General features: G+C 60.0%; 15 protein-coding genes. 5 read left to right on the forward strand and 10 right to left on the reverse strand.

All coding sequences use genetic code 11. The features are described 5' to 3' along the window. Positions 1–63 precede the first annotated feature (63 nt). A complete protein-coding gene (locus C2E15_RS12685) occupies positions 64–780 on the reverse strand; it encodes a GNAT family N-acetyltransferase (protein WP_104957687.1) in 717 nt (238 codons plus the stop codon). A gap of 98 nt (positions 781–878) precedes the next feature. On the opposite strand from C2E15_RS12685, the gene pdxR reads away from it, so the two are divergent. Then, positions 879–2,342 carry a MocR-like pyridoxine biosynthesis transcription factor PdxR gene (gene pdxR / locus C2E15_RS12690; RefSeq protein WP_104957688.1) on the forward strand — a complete coding sequence of 488 codons (1,464 nt, stop codon included), beginning with the start codon at positions 879–881 and terminating at the stop codon, positions 2,340–2,342. A gap of 400 nt (positions 2,343–2,742) precedes the next feature. Here pdxR and putP read toward each other — a convergent pair whose 3' ends face one another. Further along, positions 2,743–4,227, reverse strand: a complete 1,485-nt coding sequence (putP, locus tag C2E15_RS12700; RefSeq protein WP_104957689.1) for a sodium/proline symporter PutP — start codon at positions 4,225–4,227, stop codon at positions 2,743–2,745. Positions 4,228–4,663: 436 nt separating this feature from the next. Here putP and putA point away from each other — a divergent pair, with 436 nt between their 5' ends. Further along, positions 4,664–8,611 (forward strand): trifunctional transcriptional regulator/proline dehydrogenase/L-glutamate gamma-semialdehyde dehydrogenase, encoded by a 3,948-nt coding sequence (putA, locus tag C2E15_RS12710; RefSeq protein ID WP_104957691.1) that lies wholly within the window; start codon positions 4,664–4,666, stop codon positions 8,609–8,611. A 243-nt stretch (positions 8,612–8,854) separates the two neighbouring features. Here putA and C2E15_RS12715 read toward each other — a convergent pair whose 3' ends face one another. The 8 genes from C2E15_RS12715 to C2E15_RS12750 all read right to left on the reverse strand — a co-directional run bounded on the left by C2E15_RS12715 (position 8,855) and on the right by C2E15_RS12750 (position 16,066). Further along, positions 8,855–9,928, reverse strand: coding sequence for an acyltransferase family protein (locus C2E15_RS12715; RefSeq protein WP_104957692.1), 1,074 nt, complete (start codon positions 9,926–9,928; stop codon positions 8,855–8,857). 227 nt (positions 9,929–10,155) lie between these two features. Then, a complete protein-coding gene (tcyN, locus tag C2E15_RS12720) occupies positions 10,156–10,908 on the reverse strand; it encodes an L-cystine ABC transporter ATP-binding protein TcyN (RefSeq protein WP_104957693.1) in 753 nt (250 codons plus the stop codon). Further along, the gene (tcyL, locus tag C2E15_RS12725) at positions 10,905–11,573 is read right to left on the reverse strand and encodes a cystine ABC transporter permease (protein ID WP_104957694.1); all 669 of its coding nucleotides are present in this window, start codon (positions 11,571–11,573) and stop codon (positions 10,905–10,907) included. Before tcyL ends, tcyN begins: the two co-directional genes overlap by 4 nt. Continuing rightward, complete coding sequence (tcyJ, locus tag C2E15_RS12730) at positions 11,573–12,373, reverse strand: cystine ABC transporter substrate-binding protein (protein WP_104957695.1); 801 nt, start codon at positions 12,371–12,373, stop codon at positions 11,573–11,575. The genes tcyL and tcyJ overlap by 1 nt, the downstream gene beginning before the upstream one ends. A gap of 161 nt (positions 12,374–12,534) precedes the next feature. Then, the gene (locus C2E15_RS12735) at positions 12,535–13,521 is read right to left on the reverse strand and encodes a D-cysteine desulfhydrase (protein ID WP_104957696.1); all 987 of its coding nucleotides are present in this window, start codon (positions 13,519–13,521) and stop codon (positions 12,535–12,537) included. A 148-nt stretch (positions 13,522–13,669) separates the two neighbouring features. Then, positions 13,670–14,173, reverse strand: a complete 504-nt coding sequence (gene fliZ / locus C2E15_RS12740; RefSeq protein WP_104957697.1) for a flagella biosynthesis regulatory protein FliZ — start codon at positions 14,171–14,173, stop codon at positions 13,670–13,672. Between the two features lie 47 nt (positions 14,174–14,220). Further along, the gene (locus C2E15_RS12745) at positions 14,221–14,943 is read right to left on the reverse strand and encodes an RNA polymerase sigma factor FliA (protein WP_104957698.1); all 723 of its coding nucleotides are present in this window, start codon (positions 14,941–14,943) and stop codon (positions 14,221–14,223) included. A 151-nt stretch (positions 14,944–15,094) separates the two neighbouring features. Next, positions 15,095–16,066, reverse strand: a complete 972-nt coding sequence (locus tag C2E15_RS12750; RefSeq protein ID WP_104957699.1) for an HNH endonuclease signature motif containing protein — start codon at positions 16,064–16,066, stop codon at positions 15,095–15,097. Positions 16,067–16,303: 237 nt separating this feature from the next. Between C2E15_RS12750 and rfbA the strand changes: the two genes are divergently transcribed. From rfbA to rfbD, 3 genes are read left to right on the forward strand one after another with little or no spacing between them, the layout of a single operon-like run. Beyond that, positions 16,304–17,173, forward strand: coding sequence for a glucose-1-phosphate thymidylyltransferase RfbA (gene rfbA, locus C2E15_RS12755; RefSeq protein WP_104957700.1), 870 nt, complete (start codon positions 16,304–16,306; stop codon positions 17,171–17,173). Beyond that, positions 17,170–17,718 (forward strand): dTDP-4-dehydrorhamnose 3,5-epimerase, encoded by a 549-nt coding sequence (gene rfbC / locus C2E15_RS12760; protein WP_104957701.1) that lies wholly within the window; start codon positions 17,170–17,172, stop codon positions 17,716–17,718. Before rfbA ends, rfbC begins: the two co-directional genes overlap by 4 nt. Then, complete coding sequence (gene rfbD, locus C2E15_RS12765; RefSeq protein ID WP_104957702.1) at positions 17,703–18,554, forward strand: dTDP-4-dehydrorhamnose reductase; 852 nt, start codon at positions 17,703–17,705, stop codon at positions 18,552–18,554. Before rfbC ends, rfbD begins: the two co-directional genes overlap by 16 nt. The last annotated feature ends 9 nt before the right edge of the window (positions 18,555–18,563 follow it).

Below are 18,563 nucleotides of genomic sequence, written 5' to 3' on the forward strand. Positions count from 1 at the left end.
AGCGCATCTGTCAGGGCGTGGGTAAATAACGGGCGGAGACGATCGCCGCCCGGAAGCTGTTGGCTACTGAACTGCGGCGCATGCACGCAGGCTTTGCAGCGTGCGGCGCTGCCGGCCTTCAGCATCGAAGTTATCCGGCGCCAGCCAGCTGCACAGCGCCGACGCCACCTGCGGCCACTCTTTATCGATAATCGAGAACCAGTCGGTATCACGATTATGGCCTTTGATCACCAGCGCCTGGCGAAAGCGGCCTTCATACTGAAAGCCCAGCCGCTGCGCCGCGCGCCGCGAAGGCTCATTCAGGCTGTTGCACTTCCATTCATAGCGGCGGTAGCCCAGCGTATCAAAAGCGTAACGCATCAGCAGCCACTGCGCCTCGGTCGCCATCGCCGTGCGGGATAACCGCGGCGAGAAGTGAACGTGCCCCACTTCCATCACGCCATTGGCGCTATCGATGCGCATCAGCGCCAGCGAGCCGACCGGCGCGCCGCTCTGTTTATCCACCACCGCGAAATGCAGCGGATCGGCAAGCTGCTCCACGCTTTTCACCCAGGCGCCGAAGCTGGCTGCGCTGCTGTCCGGCTCGCGCAGCAGCCATGTCCAGTCACGGGTATCGGGCGCCGTCTGCAGCGCGGCGAACAGTGCCGGGTCATGGGCGACGTTTAGCGGCTCCAGGCGACAGAGACGCCCTTCCAGCTGCACGCGTTGTGGATAAGGCCGCGGCTGCCACTCTGGCAACGGCTCGCCGACGGGTTGACCAAACTGATTATAGTGATGCATTGCGCCTCCTTTGCTATTGAAGCGCTCAGCGTAAGGGGATACTGGTTCTTTAAAAAGCACCACCGTGATAGATTTTAATGGTGCCACCAGGAGCGACGATGAATATACCCGACGACGCCTTTTTTGCCCTGCTTGAACGCGCGCTGGCGCAGCGCGGCAGCCTGACGCGCCAGCGCCTGCTGTATCAGGCGCTGCGCGACGCCATTCTTGAAGGCAGGCTGCAGGCGCAGAGCCGGCTGCCTGGCTCGCGCACTATCGCCCGGCGGCTGATGCTTTCGCGCAATACGGTGAACGCCGCGCTGGAACAGCTGACGCTGGAGGGCTATCTGCTGCGCGACCGTCTGGGTTCGCAGGTCGCGACGCTGGCGCCACCGCGCACACCGGTTGAAACTATTGAGGTCCCGCCCCTGCCCGCGCGCCTCTCCCGGCTACCGCCGGGTATCCAGCGCGACTCGCCGCCGCTCGCCTTTACCCCCGGCACGCCTGCCATCAACTATTTCCCGTTGCCGCTCTGGCGGCGTCTGCTGACACGCGTGTTGCGCGACGAGGGCTGTGCGCTGCTTGGCTACGGCGATTCGGCGGGCGAAGCGTCGCTGCGGGCGGCGATCGCCCGTCATCTGGCGCTGGCGCGCAATATTCAGTGTGAGGCGTCGCAGATTATTATCACCGAAGGCGCGCTGGAAGGGATTGCCCTGTGCGCGCGTCTGCTGACGCAGCCGGGCGAGCGCGCCTGGGTAGAAGATCCCGGCTATCTGGGCGTTAAAGGCACCTTTGTGGCCGCGGGCCTGACCACCAAAGCGATACCGGTGGATGATGAGGGGCTGCACGTCGCCGGGCAGTCCGCGCCGCCGCCCAGACTGATTTTCACCTCGCCATCGAACCAGTATCCCACCGGCGTGGTGCTGAGCGCCGCGCGCCGTCTGGCGCTGCTCGATTTTGCCCGCCGGCATCAGGCGTGGATTATCGAAGATGACTACGACAGCGAGTTCCGCTACGACAGCAACCCCATCCCGGCGATGGCCGGCATGCAGCCCAATGCGCCGGTGATCTATCTCGGTACCTTCAGCAAAACGCTGTTTCCGGCATTGCGCACCGGATTTGTCGTTCTGCCGCCGATGCTGGCCGCCGTCGCGCAGCCGACCGTCAATGCGCTGCTGCGCGGCGGTCATCGCGCGGAGCAGCGCACACTGGCGCGCTTTATTGAAGAGGGACACTATGCGCGCCACCTGGCGGCGATGCGACGTCTCTACCGTAAACGGCAGCAGCAGCTGCGCGCGGCGCTGGCAGACCACTTAACCGAGCCGTTTAGCGTGATGGGCGGCGACGGCGGCCTGCATCTCACCGTCACGCTTAACGCTATCGATGATGTCGCGCTGGCGCAGCAGGCGCGGCGCTATCAGCTGGCGCCCGCCGCGCTAAGCCCGTTCTATCTCGACTCCTCTTCTGCGCGCTGCGGCCTGGTGCTGGGCTACGGCAATACTTGCGCCTCGCAGTTTGCGCCTGGCGTGCAGCGGCTGCAGCGGCTGATTACGCAATGGCGGCGTCATGTGGGTGAAGGTTAGCCATGCTGTGGCGCGCTATGCCGCCAAAAGCCCGGCATCAGTTCTGGGCGCTGTTCGGCCAGCAAACCGCGAGCCGGCTTTAACGCGGCGCACGCCTTTTGGCAGGATTACGCCATCTCTGCGACGGATATTGATAAGGTCTGGACGGCCATCGCCCTGCACATCATGCCGGGGATAGTGGAATTTATGGCACCGGCGCTCGCGCTGGTGACCGCTGGCGTGCGTGGAGAGGGGTGTGCGGGGTATCGAGTATGAACAGTTCAGCGAGCAGGCGATCGCCGCCGTCACGCTTGCAGATCCGCGTCCGTCAGCCTTTAAAGAAAAGAAGGCCCAGCGGAAACCGGCGGGCCTTTGTTTATGCCGTCATATTCGGGCCGGCGTCGCAGCCGGCCTGAAAATGTTAGTGGGTATTATACTCCGCATCCGCCGCCTCGAAGCGCGCCTGCGCTTCGGCGGAGGGGCCGCGGCCCAGCAGGCTGAACACCACAATGGCGATGCTGGCGAAGATGAAGCCCGGAATGATTTCATACAGATCGAGCCAGCCGTAATGCTTCCAGACCACCACGGTCAGCGCGCCGATCACCATGCCCGCCAGCGCGCCGTTGCGCGTTGTGCGCTTCCAGCAGACGGCGAACAGCACCACCGGCCCGAACGCGGCGCCGAAGCCGGCCCAGGCGTAGCTCACCAGGCCCAACACGCGGTTTTCCGGGTTAGCGGCAAGCAGAATCGCGATCAGCGCCACCACCAGCACCATGATACGGCCTACCCATACCAGCTCTTTCTGACCGGCGTTTTTACGCAGGAAACCTTTGTAAAGATCTTCAGTCAGCGCGCTGGAGCAGACCAGCAGCTGGCAGCTCAGCGTTGACATCACCGCCGCCAGAATCGCGGAGAGCAGAATGCCGGCGATCCACGGGTTAAACAGAATGCGCGCCAGCTCGATAAAGATACGTTCGCCGTTTTCCGAGACGCCCGCCGCCTGTTCAGGATGGTTCTGGAAATAGGCGATGCCGAAGAAGCCGACTGCCACCGCGCCCGCCAGGCAGAGGATCATCCACGCCATGCCGATACGGCGGGCGGTGCGGATAGAGCGATGCGAATCCGCCGCCATAAAGCGCGCCAGGATATGCGGCTGACCGAAGTAGCCCAGTCCCCAGCCCAGCAGCGAGATCACCGCCACGAAGTTGAGACCTTTCAGCATATCGAGGTTTTCCAGGCTTTTCGCTTCGATCACGCGCAGCGAATCATCAAGACCGCCAACGGCGGCAATCACGATAATCGGCGTCAAAATCAGCGCGAAAATCATCAGGCTCGCCTGCACGGTATCGGTCCAGCTGACGGCGAGGAAGCCGCCGACGAAGGTGTAGAGAATAGTGGCGGCCGCGCCGGCCCACAGCGCGGTTTCGTAGCTCATGCCGAAAGTGCTTTCAAACAGGCGCGCCCCGGCGACGATGCCCGACGCGCAGTAGATGGTGAAGAACACCAGAATCACGATGGCGGAGATCACGCGCAGCAGCTTACTGCGATCTTCAAAGCGGCTGGTGAAAAAGTCCGGCAGCGTCAGCGCGTTATTATGATGCTCGGTCTGCACGCGCAGGCGTCCGGCGACAATTTTCCAGTTAAGCCACGCGCCCAGCGTCAACCCGATAGCGATCCAGCTTTCGGAAATACCGGAGAGGAAAATCGCCCCTGGCAGGCCCATCAGCAGCCAGCCGCTCATATCCGATGCGCCTGCGGAGAGCGCGGTCACCACGCTGCCGAGACTGCGGCCACCGAGAATATAGTCATCAAAATTTTTGGTTGAGCGCCAGGCGATAAAGCCGATCAACACCATGCCAAGAATATAGATGATGAATGTCACCAACATGGGTGTACTTACTGTCATCAGGTTCTCCATTTATTATCGGTATTAAGCAGAGGGTTATTTGCCCTGTTATCCCCGCCGGAACGCAGCGGTTTTCTGTCTTTGTTAAATCTGAGGCGCGCTATCCTGCCGGAAAGGTGTATCGCACACAATGCATTTAACACAGCTGTTACAGTGAATTCACTCCCCCTCATAATCAGAAGTTCAGAAGGTTGCACCAGGTCACATTTCATCCGGTTACACCTTGGGCGCAACCTGAAAACAGCACGAATTTTCAGGCTTCTGCAAACCTGGCGAGAAACTTGCAGCAAGTTCCGTGCCGCTTTGTGGGAATGAACAAAAGAGGGTTTGCACAGAGTGTTACCGGGCTCACAATTAACACGGTTGCACAAAGTTGCAACATGGGTGATATTGCGCCCTACAACGGTTATATAAGGTTTTGAGGAGCGTCTAAGGCATGGGAACGACTACCATGGGTGTCAAACTGGATGAAGCCACCCGCGACAGAATTAAACAGGCTGCGCAGCATATCGATCGCACGCCGCACTGGCTGATTAAACAGGCGATTTTTAACTATCTGGAGCAGCTGGAACAGGGCGCCCAGCCGGTCGAATTTCCATTGCAGGCCGCCAGCGATAATGATGAGACGCTGACCGACGAGCCGCATCAGCCGTTCCTGGATTTCGCGGAACATATTCTGCCGCAGACGGTGGCGCGCGCCGCCATTACCTCCGCCTGGCGTCGCCCGGAGACGGAAGCGGTGCCGATGCTGCTGGAGCAGGCGCGTCTCCCTGCCCCGCTGGCGGAGAAAACCCATCAGCTCGCCTGGTCGCTGGCCGACAAGCTGCGGCACCAAAAGGGGGCAACCGGACGCGCCGGCATGGTGCAAAGCCTGCTGCAGGAGTTCTCGCTCTCCTCGCAGGAAGGCGTGGCGCTGATGTGCCTGGCCGAAGCGCTGCTGCGCATTCCCGACAAGCCGACGCGCGATGCGCTGATCCGCGATAAAATCAGCAACGGTAACTGGCAGTCGCATCTGGGGCGCAGCCCGTCGCTGTTCGTTAACGCCGCCACCTGGGGCCTGCTGTTTACCGGCCGCCTGGTCTCTACCCATAACGAAGCCAACCTGTCGCGCTCCCTGAACCGAATTATTAGCAAAAGCGGCGAGCCGCTGGTGCGTAAAGGTGTCGATATGGCGATGCGCCTGATGGGCGAACAGTTCGTCACCGGCGAAACCATCGCCGAGGCGCTGGCCAACGCGCGCAAGCTGGAAGAGAAAGGCTTCCGTTACTCTTACGATATGCTGGGCGAAGCGGCGCTGACCGCCAGCGACGCCAAAGCCTACCTGGTTTCCTATCAGCAGGCGATCCATGCCATCGGCAAAGCCTCCAACGGACGCGGCATTTATGAAGGGCCGGGTATCTCCATCAAGCTCTCCGCCCTGCATCCGCGCTACAGCCGCGCGCAGTATCAGCGCGTGATGGAAGAGCTTTATCCGATCCTGAAATCGCTGACGCTGCTGGCGCGCTCTTATGATATCGGCATCAATATCGACGCCGAAGAGGCGGACCGCCTGGAGCTGTCGCTCGATCTGCTGGAAAAACTCTGCTTCGAGCCGGAGCTGGAAGGCTGGAACGGCATCGGCTTTGTTATTCAGGCCTATCAGAAGCGCTGCCCGTTCGTTATCGACTCGCTGATCGATCTGGCGCAGCGCAGCCGCCGTCGCCTGATGATCCGTCTGGTGAAAGGCGCCTACTGGGATAGCGAAATCAAACGCGCTCAGATGGAAGGGCTGGAAGGCTATCCGGTCTATACGCGCAAGGTCTATACCGATATCTCCTACCTCGCCTGCGCGCGCAAACTGCTCTCGGTGCCGAACCTGATCTACCCGCAGTTCGCCACCCACAACGCCCACAGCCTGGCGGCGATTTATCATATGGCCGGCAATAACTACTATCCGGGCCAGTATGAGTTCCAGTGTTTGCACGGCATGGGCGAGCCGCTCTACGAGCAAGTGGTGGGTAAAACCGCCGACGGCAAACTGAACCGCCCTTGTCGCATCTACGCGCCGGTCGGCACCCATGAAACATTGCTGGCCTACCTGGTACGCCGCCTGCTGGAAAACGGCGCCAATACCTCGTTCGTTAACCGCATCGCGGATAATACGCTGCCGCTTGATGAACTGGTCGCCGATCCGGTGCAGCAGGTCGAGCATCTGGCCGCCAGTGAAGGCGCAATCGGCCTGCCGCATCCGAAAATTCCTCTGCCGCGCGATCTGTATGGCGACAAGCGTCCGAACTCCGCCGGGTTGGATATGGCGAACGAACATCGTCTCGCTTCGCTCTCCAGCGCCCTGCTGAGCAGCGCGGCGCAGCCGTGGCGCGCCGCGCCGATGATTGAAGGCGAGCTGAGCGACGGCGTGTTCCGTCCGGTGATTAACCCGGCCGACCCGACCGATATCGTCGGCGAAGTGCGCGAGGCGAGCGAACAGGAAGTGGCGCAGGCGCTGGCCGCTTCCGTTAACGCCGGCCCTATCTGGTTCGCCACGCCGCCGCAGGAGCGCGCCGCCATTCTGGAACGCGCCGCGGTGATGATGGAAGGCGAAATGCAGACGCTGATCGGCATTCTGGTGCGCGAAGCGGGCAAAACCTTTAACAACGCCATCGCCGAAGTGCGCGAAGCGGTTGATTTCCTTTACTACTACGCCGGTCTGGTGCAGAGCGATTTCGATAACGAAACCCATCGCCCGCTGGGCCCGGTGGTCTGCATCAGCCCGTGGAACTTCCCGCTGGCGATCTTCACCGGCCAGATTGCCGCCGCGCTGGCGGCAGGCAACAGCGTGCTGGCGAAACCGGCGGAACAGACGCCGCTGATCGCCGCGCAGGCGGTGCGTATTCTGCTGGAGGCGGGCGTGCCGGCTGGGGTGATCCAGCTGCTGCCGGGACTCGGTGAAACCGTCGGCGCGCAGCTGACCGGTGATGAACGTGTCCGCGGCGTGATGTTTACCGGCTCGACCGCGGTCGCCACTCTGCTGCAGCGTAACCTGGCGGGACGGCTTGATCCGCAGGGGCGCCCGACGCCGCTGATCGCCGAAACCGGCGGGATGAACGCGATGATCGTCGATTCCTCCGCCCTGACCGAACAGGTGGTGCTGGATATTGTCTCTTCTGCTTATGACAGCGCAGGACAGCGCTGCTCGGCGCTGCGTCTGCTCTGCATTCAGGAAGATGTCGCCGACCATACGCTTAAGATGCTGCGCGGGGCGATGGCGGAGTGCCGCATGGGCAATCCGGAGCGGCTCTCTACCGATATCGGCCCGGTGATCGACGCCGAGGCAAAAGAGAATATCGAGCGTCATATTCAGGCGATGCGCGCCAAGGGGCTGACGGTGTTCCAGGCGGTGCAGGAGAACCTGCAGGACAGCAAAGAGTGGCAGTCCGGCACCTTTATCATGCCGACGCTGATCGAGCTGAACAGCATCGACGAGCTGGATAAAGAGGTGTTTGGCCCGGTACTGCACGTGGTGCGCTTTACCCGCAGCATGCTGCCGCAGCTGGTGGAGCAGATCAACGCCTCCGGCTATGGCCTGACGCTGGGCGTGCATACCCGCATCGATGAGACCATCGCGCAGGTGACCCAGAGCGCCAAAGTCGGCAACCTTTACGTCAACCGCAATATGGTCGGCGCGGTGGTGGGCGTGCAGCCGTTCGGCGGCGAAGGCCTGTCGGGCACCGGCCCGAAAGCGGGCGGCCCGCTCTATCTTTATCGTCTGCTGTCGCACCGTCCGGACGGCGCGCTGCAGGTGACGCTGGATCGTCACGATGCCGAGCGCCCGCTGGACGCCACGCTGCGCCCTGCCCTGATCGAGCCGCATCGCGCCCTGAGCAACTGGGCGAAAGCGAAGCCGGCGCTGGCGGAGCTGTGCGCGCGCTACGAGCAGCTGGCGCAGGGCGGAACCGTGCGTCTGCTGCCGGGCCCGACCGGCGAGCGCAACACCTATATCCTGCTACCGCGCGAGCGCGTGCTGTGCCTGGCAGATAACGAGGAGGATGCGCTGATCCAGCTGGCGGCGATCACCAGCGTCGGCAGCCGCGCGCTGTGGCAGGACGATGAGCTGCACCGCAAGCTGGCGCAGTCCCTGCCGGAGCAGGTGCGTGCGCGTATCGATTTTGCCCGTGACCCGCTGGCGCCGGAGCAGCATTACGACGCGGTGATTTATCACGGCGACGCCGATCAGCTGCGCCTGCTGTGCGAGAAAGTGGCGGCGCGCGGCGGCGCGATTGTCTCAGTGCAGGGCTTCGCCCGCGGCGAGACCAATCTGTTGCTGGAGCGTCTGTTGATTGAGCGCGCCCTGAGCGTTAATACCGCGGCGGCGGGCGGCAACGCCAGCCTGATGACCATCGGCTAATCGCCACCCTTCCGCTAAGCAAAACGCCATATGCTGAATGCGGCGTTTTGTTGACGCCGATCTTAAGGCGTCGGGAGCCCGGGCAGAAGAGTAAAGCGTCCCGCGCCAGGGATGCCGCGGGACGCGCTGTCAGGGATGACGGGTTGCGCCTTTACGATCGGCCCGGGCTCCCGGCGCGGACGCCGATAAACAAACGCCGCATTCAGCATGCGGCGTTTTTTATCGTTCATATTTTAGCGACTTTCAGACATCAAACTTCATGCGCAGCAGGCGCGGGTAGATAAACAGCGATTTGCCCAGCCCCTTATTCAGCACTTTCCACACCAGCACTGAACAGAGTGAACAGAGCGTCACCATGCCGACCGGGAAGCCCACCGCCCACAGCAGCGAAAAGAGCGCGGAATTAAACAGGTGGTGATCGAGCGCGAACAGAATCGCCGTCATGCCGAAATATTCGATAAAGATACGGTGCAGTACGTAGATTTGCAGCGTGTTTTTACCGATCCAGTTCATCCACGCCATATTCAGGCGCGCGTTCAGCGTGCGGCACAGCGCAATGCAGCCCAGAATGGTCAGGGTACAGAGAAACAGGTTTTTCTCCAGCCCCAGCAGCAGATGCGCGCCGGCCATCACCGCCAGCCCCAGCCACGGCAGCAGGTTGCTTTTACGCCATTCGCTGAGCTGGATCACCTGTGCGCTCCAGAACGCGCCCATAATAAAGTAGATAAAGTACTGCGAAAGGCTCTCCGGCCCCCAGCCGGGAATAATCTTCTCCACCGCCGCATAGTTCAGCAGCGCCGCCGCTACCGCCAGCGGCAGACGCTGCCGGCGGAACAGCTTGGCGAACAGGAAAAACAGCCCCAGCGCGTAGAGATACCAGGAGCTGCTCATCGCCATCAGCATCAGCGAAATAAATTCCTGCGGCGATTCGGCGTAAGAGGCGTTAATATTGCTGGAAATACGATGATGGGTTATTTCTGATGAAATACCGTAAATAGAGAACCACTGGATCACCCCCCAGAGAATATAGAGATAAAACAGATTGGTAACCCGGCTGGTAAACACTTTCTGCCAGGGCTTTTCATTAATAGCGCGCGCCGCCAGCATCCCGGAAACAAAAAAGAAGGCGGGCATGCGCAGCGGCGATAGCACGGTATTAAACGCCACCCAGATATGCGCCGGCAGGCTGCCTGCGGTCAGGTATTTCAACGTGCCTTCGAATCCCGGTAAAACCACGTGGTAAAGCACCACCAGCAGAATGCACCCGCCTTTCAGCGTATTCACCCACTGTATTTCCTCGCTTTTTTTATTGTTCATTGCTGTGTTTCCTGCTGTGTGTTCAAAATAGAGTGGCAAAGCGGCCAGATCAGGATTATTGGCGTGGCGGGAATAAAAACGCTGTAGCGTTTATCTTAAAAAAAATAAGCGGCCCTGACGGGAATATTGAGAAAACAGCGGCGAGATGAAAAAAAACGGGCGGGCGGTTATACCGCTCGCCCGTTCAGGGAGAATATTTAAGACAATCCCGGCCGTAACCGGCCCAGCTATTGGCTGAGGAACTTCTCGAGGAACTGTCGGGTACGCGCCTGCTGCGGATTAGCGAACAGCGCCTTCGCCGGCCCCTGCTCCACAATGCGCCCCTGATCCATAAAAATGGCGCGGTCGGCGACATCGCGCGCGAAGCTCATCTCATGGGTAACGATCACCATGGTGCGCTTCTCCTCCGCCAGCGAGCGGATGGTGTTCAGCACTTCGCCCACCAGCTCCGGATCGAGTGCCGAGGTCGGCTCGTCAAACAGGATCACTTCCGGGCGCATCGCCAGCGCACGGGCAATCGCCACGCGCTGCTGCTGTCCGCCGGACAGACGACGCGGGTAGCTCTCCTCTTTGCCATGCAGCCCCACTTTCTCCAGCAGCGCGCGGGCGCGAGCAACCGCTTCCGCTTTCGGCTCGCCCTTGACGATCACCGGCCCTTCAATAATGTTTTCCAACACCGAACGGTGCGGGAAGAGATTGAAGCTCTGGAAAACAAAGCCCACCTGCTGACGCAACTGACGCACGCGCTCTTTCTGTTTGCCGATCGGCTGCGCCGCATCGATCTCGATGCCGCCCACTTTAATGGTGCCGCTGTCCGGCTCCTCCAGCAGGTTGATGCTGCGCAGTAGTGTGGTCTTGCCGGAGCCGCTCGGCCCGATAATCGCCACCACTTCGCCGGAGGCGACCTCCAGATCGATGCCGTGCAGCACCGTCTGGCCATTGAACTGCTTCACCAGCTTTTTGACTTCAATGGCGCTCATTTCTCCTCCCGATCCTGACGATTAACGTGGGCTTCCAGCCGGTTTTGCAGCGCCGACAGCACCGTCGCCATCACCCAGTAGATCAGCGATGCCGCCAGATACATGGTGAAGACTTCCAGCGTGCGCGAGGTGATCAGCTGCGCCTGACGGAACAGCTCCGGCACCTGAATGGTGGCGGCCAGCGAAGTATCTTTCACCAGGCTGATAAAGCTGTTGCCCAACGGCGGCAGCGCGGTGCGCGCCGCCTGCGGCAGTACCACGCGACGCAGCGTCTGCCAGCGCGTCATGCCGATGCTTGCCGCCGCTTCCCACTGGCCGCGCTCGATAGCGGCGATCGCCCCGCGCAGCGATTCAGACGCGTAGGCGGCGGTATTCAGCGACAGGCCGATCATCGCCGACGGGATCGGATCAAGCTCAATGCCGAACTGCGGCAGCCCGTAATAGATCATAAACAGCTGGGCGATCAGCGGCGTGCCGCGAAATACGGAAACGTAGAAGCGCGCCAGCAGGCCGATCGGCCAGAAGGTCGAGAGGCGCATCAGCGCCAGGATAAAGCCCAGCACCAGGCCGAAGAACATACCGCCGATGCTGAGCTGCAGCGTAAAGACGGCGCCTTTTAATAAAAAAGGTGCTGAATCCAGCACCAGTTGAATACTCTCTTGCATTATTTAGTGACGTCCGCGCCAAACCATTTTTCAGAAATTTTATTCAGCGTGCCGTCTTTCTGCATCTCGCCAATCGCCGTGTTAATGGCATTCAGCAGATCGTCGTTGCCCTTACGCAGCGCGACGCCCGCTTCCTGACGGGAGAAGGCCGGGCCTGCGACCGCCATGGTGTTGCCGGTTTTTTTCACCAGATCGAGCGCGGCGAGGCGGTCAACGAGGATCGCGTCAACGCGACCGGAGCGCAGATCCTGGTATTTGGTCGGGTCATCGTCATAGGTACGGATATCCACGCCCTTCACATTCTCACGCAGCCACTGCTCGTAGTTGGTGCCAAGACCGACGCCCACTTTTTTGTTCGCCAGATCCTGCGGCCCTTTAATAGACCCCTCTTTATCCTTGCGCGTCAGCGCCTGAATGCCGGAAACGGTATAAGGCGCGGAGAAATCGTACTTTTTCTTGCGCTCATCAGAAATGGTCACCTGGTTGATGACGACGTCGATGCGTTTGGAGTCCAGCGACGCCAGCATGCCGTCCCATTTGGTCGGCTTCAGGCTCGCTTTCACACCCAAATGCTGCGCCAGCGCCTGCGCGAACTCCACTTCAAAACCGGTCAGCTTGCCGTTTTCATCCTGGAAGCTGAACGGCGGATAGGTCCCTTCCAGCCCCACCAGCAGGCTGCCGCGCTCTTTCACTTTGTTCAGCAGATTTTCCGCAGCGAAGGTCTTCACATTGACGCCGGCAACCAGCGCCGTCGCCATCACGCCCAGCAGCAGCTGACGACGTACCTGAGAGAAATTCATAGTCACCCCATTTATTGTTGGATTGTTGTGCAGGCCGCTTTCCGTCTGTGCTACGGAAAGCAAGGCCGAACGGCCAGGCTAAAGCCCGGTGCCATCGTGCAGTGCCTCGACAGCGCCCGGGGGTAAACAGCCTGATTATAAACCTTTTTCAGTTTTCAGGATTAGACGGAAGGATAATAAGCAAATAACGCCGGCGCGCCGCCGGTATGCACAAACAGCAGCGGCCCTTCGCGCCGGAAACGCTGCTGGCTGATGCCGTCGATCAGGCCCGCCATCGCCTTGCCGGTGTAAACCGGGTCGAGGATGATGCCTTCCAGCCGCGCCAGCAGTTTCACCGCCTCCATGCCTTCGTCGCTCGGCACGCCGTAGCGCGGCGCGAAGTAGTCGTCCCACAGGGTAATGTCGGCGCGACTGGTGGTCTCCAGCAGTTCATCGAGGTTCTGGCGCAGCGCGCTGACCAGCGGCAGCTGATCGGCGATATGACGTGACACCGTCACGCCGACCAGTTCGGTTTCCGGCAGCAATGCTTCCAGGCCGACCGCCAGCCCGGCGTGAGTCCCGGCGCTGCCGGAGGCAACCACTACTGCGGCGAAATCAACCACGCCTTCGCTTTGATGCGCGATCTCTTGCGCGCACTCGACGTAACCCAGCGCGCCCAGCGCGTTAGAGCCGCCGACCGGCACCACGTAAGGCCGGAAGCCCTGCGCCTCAAGGCGAACGCGAAGCTCTTCCAGCTGCGCGGCGGGCGCATGCAGCGCATCGACCAATTCAACTTCGCAGTCGAGCAGATCGAGCAGCAGGCGGTTGCCGTTGCCAAGGTAGTTTTCCGCGCGGGTGGCGATCGGGTTTTCCAGCAGGGCGATGCATTTCAGCCCCAGCTTCGCCGCCACCGCCGCCGTCTGGCGTACGTGGTTCGACTGAATCGCGCCGGCGGTAATCAGCACGTCCGCCCCTTCCCGCAGCGCATCCGCCGCCAGGAACTCCAGCTTGCGCAGCTTATTGCCGCCCAGCGCCAGCGGGGTGATATCGTCACGCTTGATAAAGATATCGCGGCCGAGATAGTCAGAGAGACGCGGCAGATGCTCCAGCGGCGTCGGCGCCCCGATCAGTTCGAGACGAGGATATTGGATTAGGTTGGACAGGGACAAAGCAGCCTCCACGCACACAGGATAAGCCTACAGTGTTGCAGAAGATGCGGTGGGGATCTATGGTCAGTTCGTGTGATAGCCGCGCTGAAACGCCTGGCTGCCGGAAAAAACAGCGAGGCACGGATAAAGGCTTATCCGTGCCTGTCGCTTAATTACGCTGCCAGCCTAAAAACTGATCGTATTTGCGCAGGGCGATGCGGTAATTATTATTGCCGGCATCCGGTAAATCATGTTCCAGACATTCATGCCAGCTGCAGCCGCGTAATTTCTCGGCCGGGTAATTCTTCGCCGACAACATATCATCCAGACGCCGCAGGCGAACCACATATTCACGAATGGTGCTGTGGCTCATTTCGGTCTGCTCAAACAAATATTGTTTAAACGCCATAATGTCAAAATAGTTGGGGTGGGTATTGCAGTAAATATCGCTGCAAAACCGGCACAGCGCGGTCAGTTCATTTTGTAATTTAAGCCAAACCTGATCGTCGATCGGTTGGTCCATCCGGGAGATGGCTTCTTTATTAATGATCTGACCGCGGAAAACTAATGCCATCCTGTCGAGTACTTTTCCGCAGTGTGAACAATTGCTTTGGCTGTGTTTGTAATCTTTAAGATAACGGCTTAATGGCCTCGTTTTTAGTTTGGTTCCCATTGAGGAGACCCCCGGTTATAAGTCCTCGAAAGCGAGAGCTGACGCTGTCAGCGCGCTCCCGTTAACCGGGCGCGCAGGCGTTTGATCGCCTGACTGTGCAGCTGGCTGACGCGGGACTCACCCACCTCCAACACGGCGCCAATCTCTTTCAGGTTCAGCTCTTCCTGGTAATACAGTGTCAGCACCATTTTTTCGCGTTCGGGCAATGCCTCGATCGCTTCAATGACGCGTTCACGGAGATTCCCTTCCATCAGCTGGTGAAGCGGGTTGGCCTCTTCATGACCTTCCGTCACCAGTTCCGCACTATCGCCATGCTCTTCGCGATACTCGTCATAGGAGAAAAGCTGGCTGTTGTTGGTATCCAGCAGAATCTGCCGATACTCCTCCAGCGAAACATTGAGCTGTTTGGCGACCTCCTGCTCCGATGCGGCGCGCCCAAGGGCTTGCTCGCAATGGTGCATCGCGCTCGCCACTTCACGCGCGTTGCGGCGCACGCTGCGCGGCGCCCAGTCGCGGCTGCGTAGCTCATCGAGCATCGCGCCACGAATGCGCTGCACGGCATAGGTGGTGAAGGCGGTGCCCTGTAGCGCGTCATAGCGCTCCACAGCATTCAGCAGTCCGATACCTCCGGCCTGCAGTAAATCATCCAGCTCAACACTCGCGGGCAGCCGTACCTGCAGGCGCAACGCCTCATGGCGTACCAGCGGTACATATCGCTGCCACAGCGAATGCTTGTCCATCACGCCGTCGGCGGTATAGAGATCGTTCACTTTGACTACCCTGCGTTAGTTACGTTATCGGCATGATTATCCAATTCTGTAGGGCGATCGATTGGCGGAATAGGGATAAAAAAGGCGGGTTATTTAGAAAAAGTTTGTAACTACTACCGGCGCAAGGCCGGTAAGATCACATTTTGAACATTCATGACAGCGGGCGTATTGCTTTCAGCCTGGCGCGCGTCGCCGGCGGCACCAGTCCCCACAGGGCGCAGGCCTGGCCCTCAATACCGCGGTAAAACGTCAGCAGTTCTTCATCCGCCTGTAGCGTCTGACGGAAGCGCACCGTGCCCTGTTCGCTGTCGATATGTAACAGCCCGCTGATAAACAACCGTTGCAAATCGCTGCGCAGCAGTAATCCGTTATCGACGCTGTTATCGGTAAGCAGCCCTTCATCATTTTCACGGGTATCAATATGGCACGCTTCCACCCAGGGCGCGGCGACATGCGCCTGCACCCGGGTGCCGGTAATAATGCAGCCGCCGTAGCGTGCGCTGACCGCCGCGGTGAACTCCGCCTGGCTGGCGCGCTGCAGCACACGGGTTCGCACGCGCCGCCCTACCTGCTGGCCGGCGATCACCGCGCCGGGCGTCGGCAGCGCCGGCGTCTCCAGCACCACGAGAAACTGCAGCGTGCGCGCCTCGCTAAAGCAGGGTTGCGCCTGCGCATCGAACAGCTGCCAGTAATCGTCGTCGCCCTGCTGACGCATCAGCGTCAGGCGGTAGCCCCGGCTGGCCAGCAGATTCTGCGCCGTGGCGGAGCCGGGATCGAGCATGGCGTACACCCGGCTCTCCCCCATCACTTTCCACAGCGATTTAGCGAGGTCGTTGCGCCGCAGGTAAAGGAAGGTTTGTCCGTTCTGCATATAGTGCTCAAAACGGCGCAGATAGTTTTTGCGTTCGTTGTCGTCCGACACGAACAGCAGATCTTCCAGCGGGCTGTTTTCCGTCTGATGGGCGAACACCGCCCGGATAACCAGCTGACGCGGACTGGTGGAAGGGCTTAATAAGCCGCGCAGCGTCAGCGCCTTCTCCGCAGGATATTTCTGTCCGTAGCGGCGGCTGATTTCCTCAAAGGTCAGGTGTTCACCTGGTAACAAGTCATAATTGAAGCGCATTAACACTCCATAAAAATAAGCGGGTCAGGCCCGTTAATTACCCTGTTTTGCACTGATTATCGGCAGCGGACGCGTTTTCTGTATCCGTAACGCGAAAACTTTCCCCGGCGCCGCGTTATCCGCAATAAAGCCCCTGCTTTGCCTCTTTATTTGCGCCATTACCCGGTCAGGGTGAGGCGTAATCTTTATTGCATTCCCTGAGAAGGCCCCCTACTTACTGCTACATCGAGACTCTGTATGAAAGGTATCGTACTCGCCGGCGGCACGGGCTCCCGGCTGCATCCGGTCACCTGCGGCGTATCCAAGCAGCTGCTGCCGGTGTATGACAAGCCGATGATCTACTATCCGCTCTCCGTGCTGATGCTGGCGGGCATTAAAGAGATTCTGGTGATCACCACGCCTGAAGATCTGCCGGCATTTCAACGGCTGCTGGGCGACGGCAGCCAGTTCGGCATTCAGTTGCAGTTCGCCGTACAGCCGAAGCCGGAAGGTCTGGCGCAGGCGTTTATCATCGGCGAGGACTTTCTTGCCGGCGAAGGCTGCGCGCTGGTGCTGGGCGATAACATTTTCTTTGGTCAGAGCTTCGCCAAAAAGCTGGAAGAGGTCAGCGCGCGCGACGGCGGCGCCACGGTATTCGGCTATCAGGTCATGGACCCGGAGCGCTTCGGCGTGGTGGAGTTCAACAAGCAGTTCCAGGCCATTTCGCTGGAAGAGAAGCCGGCGCAGCCGAAATCGAACTATGCGGTAACCGGCCTCTATTTCTATGACCAGCAGGTTTGCGCGATGGCGAAGCAGGTTAAACCTTCCGCGCGCGGCGAGCTGGAGATCACTACCCTGAACCAGATGTATCTGGAAGATGGCCTGCTGTCAGTAGAGGTGTTGGGCCGCGGCTTCGCCTGGCTTGATACCGGCACGCACGACAGCCTGCTTGAGGCGTCGCACTTTATTCACACCATTGAAAAGCGTCAGGGCTTTAAAGTGGCCTGTCTGGAAGAGATCGCCTGGCGCAAAGGCTGGCTGAGCGGCGATCAGCTGCGTGAGCGGGCGCGCTATCTGAACAAAACGCAGTATGGGGCTTATCTCGATCAGCTGCTGGTGGAACCATGAAGATTATCGATACGCGTATTAAGGATGTAAAAATTATCCAGCCCGCCGTCTATGGCGACGCGCGCGGCTTTTTCCTTGAGACCTTTGAAAAACGCCGCTACCAGCAGCTGCTGGGCATCGAGGCAGAGTTCGTGCAGGATAACTATTCACGTTCGGGCCGCCATGTGTTGCGCGGCCTGCATTTTCAAAAAACCCAGCCGCAGGGCAAGCTGGTGCGCGTGGCGCGCGGCGAGGTGTTTGACGTCGCGGTCGATATTCGTCCCGATTCGCCCACCTTCGGCCAGTGGGACGGCGCGATCTTATCTGAAGAGAATAAGACGCAGCTTTGGATCCCGCCCGGCCTGGCGCACGGTTTTGTCGTCCTGTCCGATATCGCTGATTTCGAATACAAATGCACCGACTATTACTACCCGCAGGATGAAGCCTGCCTGCTGTGGAACGACCCTACCATCAATATCGACTGGCCGGTTACCGCGCCGTTGCTGTCGGAAAAAGATAAAAAAGGATTACCTCTAACGGAGCTGATGCAATGCGCATACTGTTAACCGGCGCTTACGGCCAGCTGGGCCGCTGCCTGCTGGATCGTTTTCCCGCCGACTGGGTGATGCTCGCCTGCGGTTCCGCCGAGCTGGACATCACCGACCGCGCGGCGGTGGAACGCATTGTGCGTCGCTTTCGCCCGCAGGTAATAATGAATGCCGCTGCCTATACGGCAGTCGATAAAGCGGAGATCGATCGCATCCGCGCGATGAAAATCAACGCTATCGGGCCGGAGAACCTGGCGCGCGCGGCGCATGAAGTGGGCGCGCAGCTGATTCATATCTCTACCGACTACGTTTTCGACGGCAGCAAACCGACGCCGTACATTGAAAGCGATATCCCCTGCCCGATTAACTTTTACGGCCTGAGCAAATGGGAAGGTGAAAAGCGCGTGCAGGCGATTCTGCCGCAGGCGATTATCATCCGCACCTCCTGGGTATTCAGCGAGTACGGCAATAACTTCGTTAAAACCATGCTGCGCCTGGCGCAAACCCACGAGACGATCCGCGTGGTAAACGATCAGCGCGGCTGTCCGACCTACGCGGGCGACTTAGCGCAGGCGATGATCCAGCTGGCAGCCGAGCCTGAAGCGGCAGGCATCTACCACTACTGCGGCGATAAAGCGGTAAGCTGGTATGAGTTCGCGCAGGCGATTTTCAGCCTGCGCAGCAGCGCCCCCAGGCTGGTGCCGATCAGCAGCCGCGAGTTCGCGACCACCGCGCCGCGTCCGGGGAACAGCGCCCTGCTCGCCTCCGCCGACCGGCAGCCGCAGCGCAGCTCCAACTGGCTGGCCGCGCTGGGGATGGTAAGCAGCGATGATGATATGAGCTACGCCTGTTAATAAAAAAAC

The organism is Mixta gaviniae (genome assembly GCF_002953195.1).
Classification (GTDB): domain Bacteria; phylum Pseudomonadota; class Gammaproteobacteria; order Enterobacterales; family Enterobacteriaceae; genus Mixta; species Mixta gaviniae.

Excerpts from the sequence above, each read along its gene's own strand:
- C2E15_RS12685 (WP_104957687.1), bottom strand. The coding sequence starts at position 780 with ATGCATCACTATAATCAGTTTGGTCAACCCGTCGGCGAGCCGTTGCCA.
- pdxR (WP_104957688.1), top strand. The coding sequence starts at position 879 with ATGAATATACCCGACGACGCCTTTTTTGCCCTGCTTGAACGCGCGCTG.
- putP (WP_104957689.1), bottom strand. The coding sequence starts at position 4,227 with ATGACAGTAAGTACACCCATGTTGGTGACATTCATCATCTATATTCTT.
- putA (WP_104957691.1), top strand. The coding sequence starts at position 4,664 with ATGGGAACGACTACCATGGGTGTCAAACTGGATGAAGCCACCCGCGAC.
- C2E15_RS12715 (WP_104957692.1), bottom strand. The coding sequence starts at position 9,928 with ATGAACAATAAAAAAAGCGAGGAAATACAGTGGGTGAATACGCTGAAA.
- tcyN (WP_104957693.1), bottom strand. The coding sequence starts at position 10,908 with ATGAGCGCCATTGAAGTCAAAAAGCTGGTGAAGCAGTTCAATGGCCAG.
- tcyL (WP_104957694.1), bottom strand. The coding sequence starts at position 11,573 with ATGCAAGAGAGTATTCAACTGGTGCTGGATTCAGCACCTTTTTTATTA.
- tcyJ (WP_104957695.1), bottom strand. The coding sequence starts at position 12,373 with ATGAATTTCTCTCAGGTACGTCGTCAGCTGCTGCTGGGCGTGATGGCG.
- fliZ (WP_104957697.1), bottom strand. The coding sequence starts at position 14,173 with ATGGGAACCAAACTAAAAACGAGGCCATTAAGCCGTTATCTTAAAGAT.
- C2E15_RS12750 (WP_104957699.1), bottom strand. The coding sequence starts at position 16,066 with ATGCGCTTCAATTATGACTTGTTACCAGGTGAACACCTGACCTTTGAG.
- rfbA (WP_104957700.1), top strand. The coding sequence starts at position 16,304 with ATGAAAGGTATCGTACTCGCCGGCGGCACGGGCTCCCGGCTGCATCCG.
- rfbC (WP_104957701.1), top strand. The coding sequence starts at position 17,170 with ATGAAGATTATCGATACGCGTATTAAGGATGTAAAAATTATCCAGCCC.
- rfbD (WP_104957702.1), top strand. The coding sequence starts at position 17,703 with ATGCGCATACTGTTAACCGGCGCTTACGGCCAGCTGGGCCGCTGCCTG.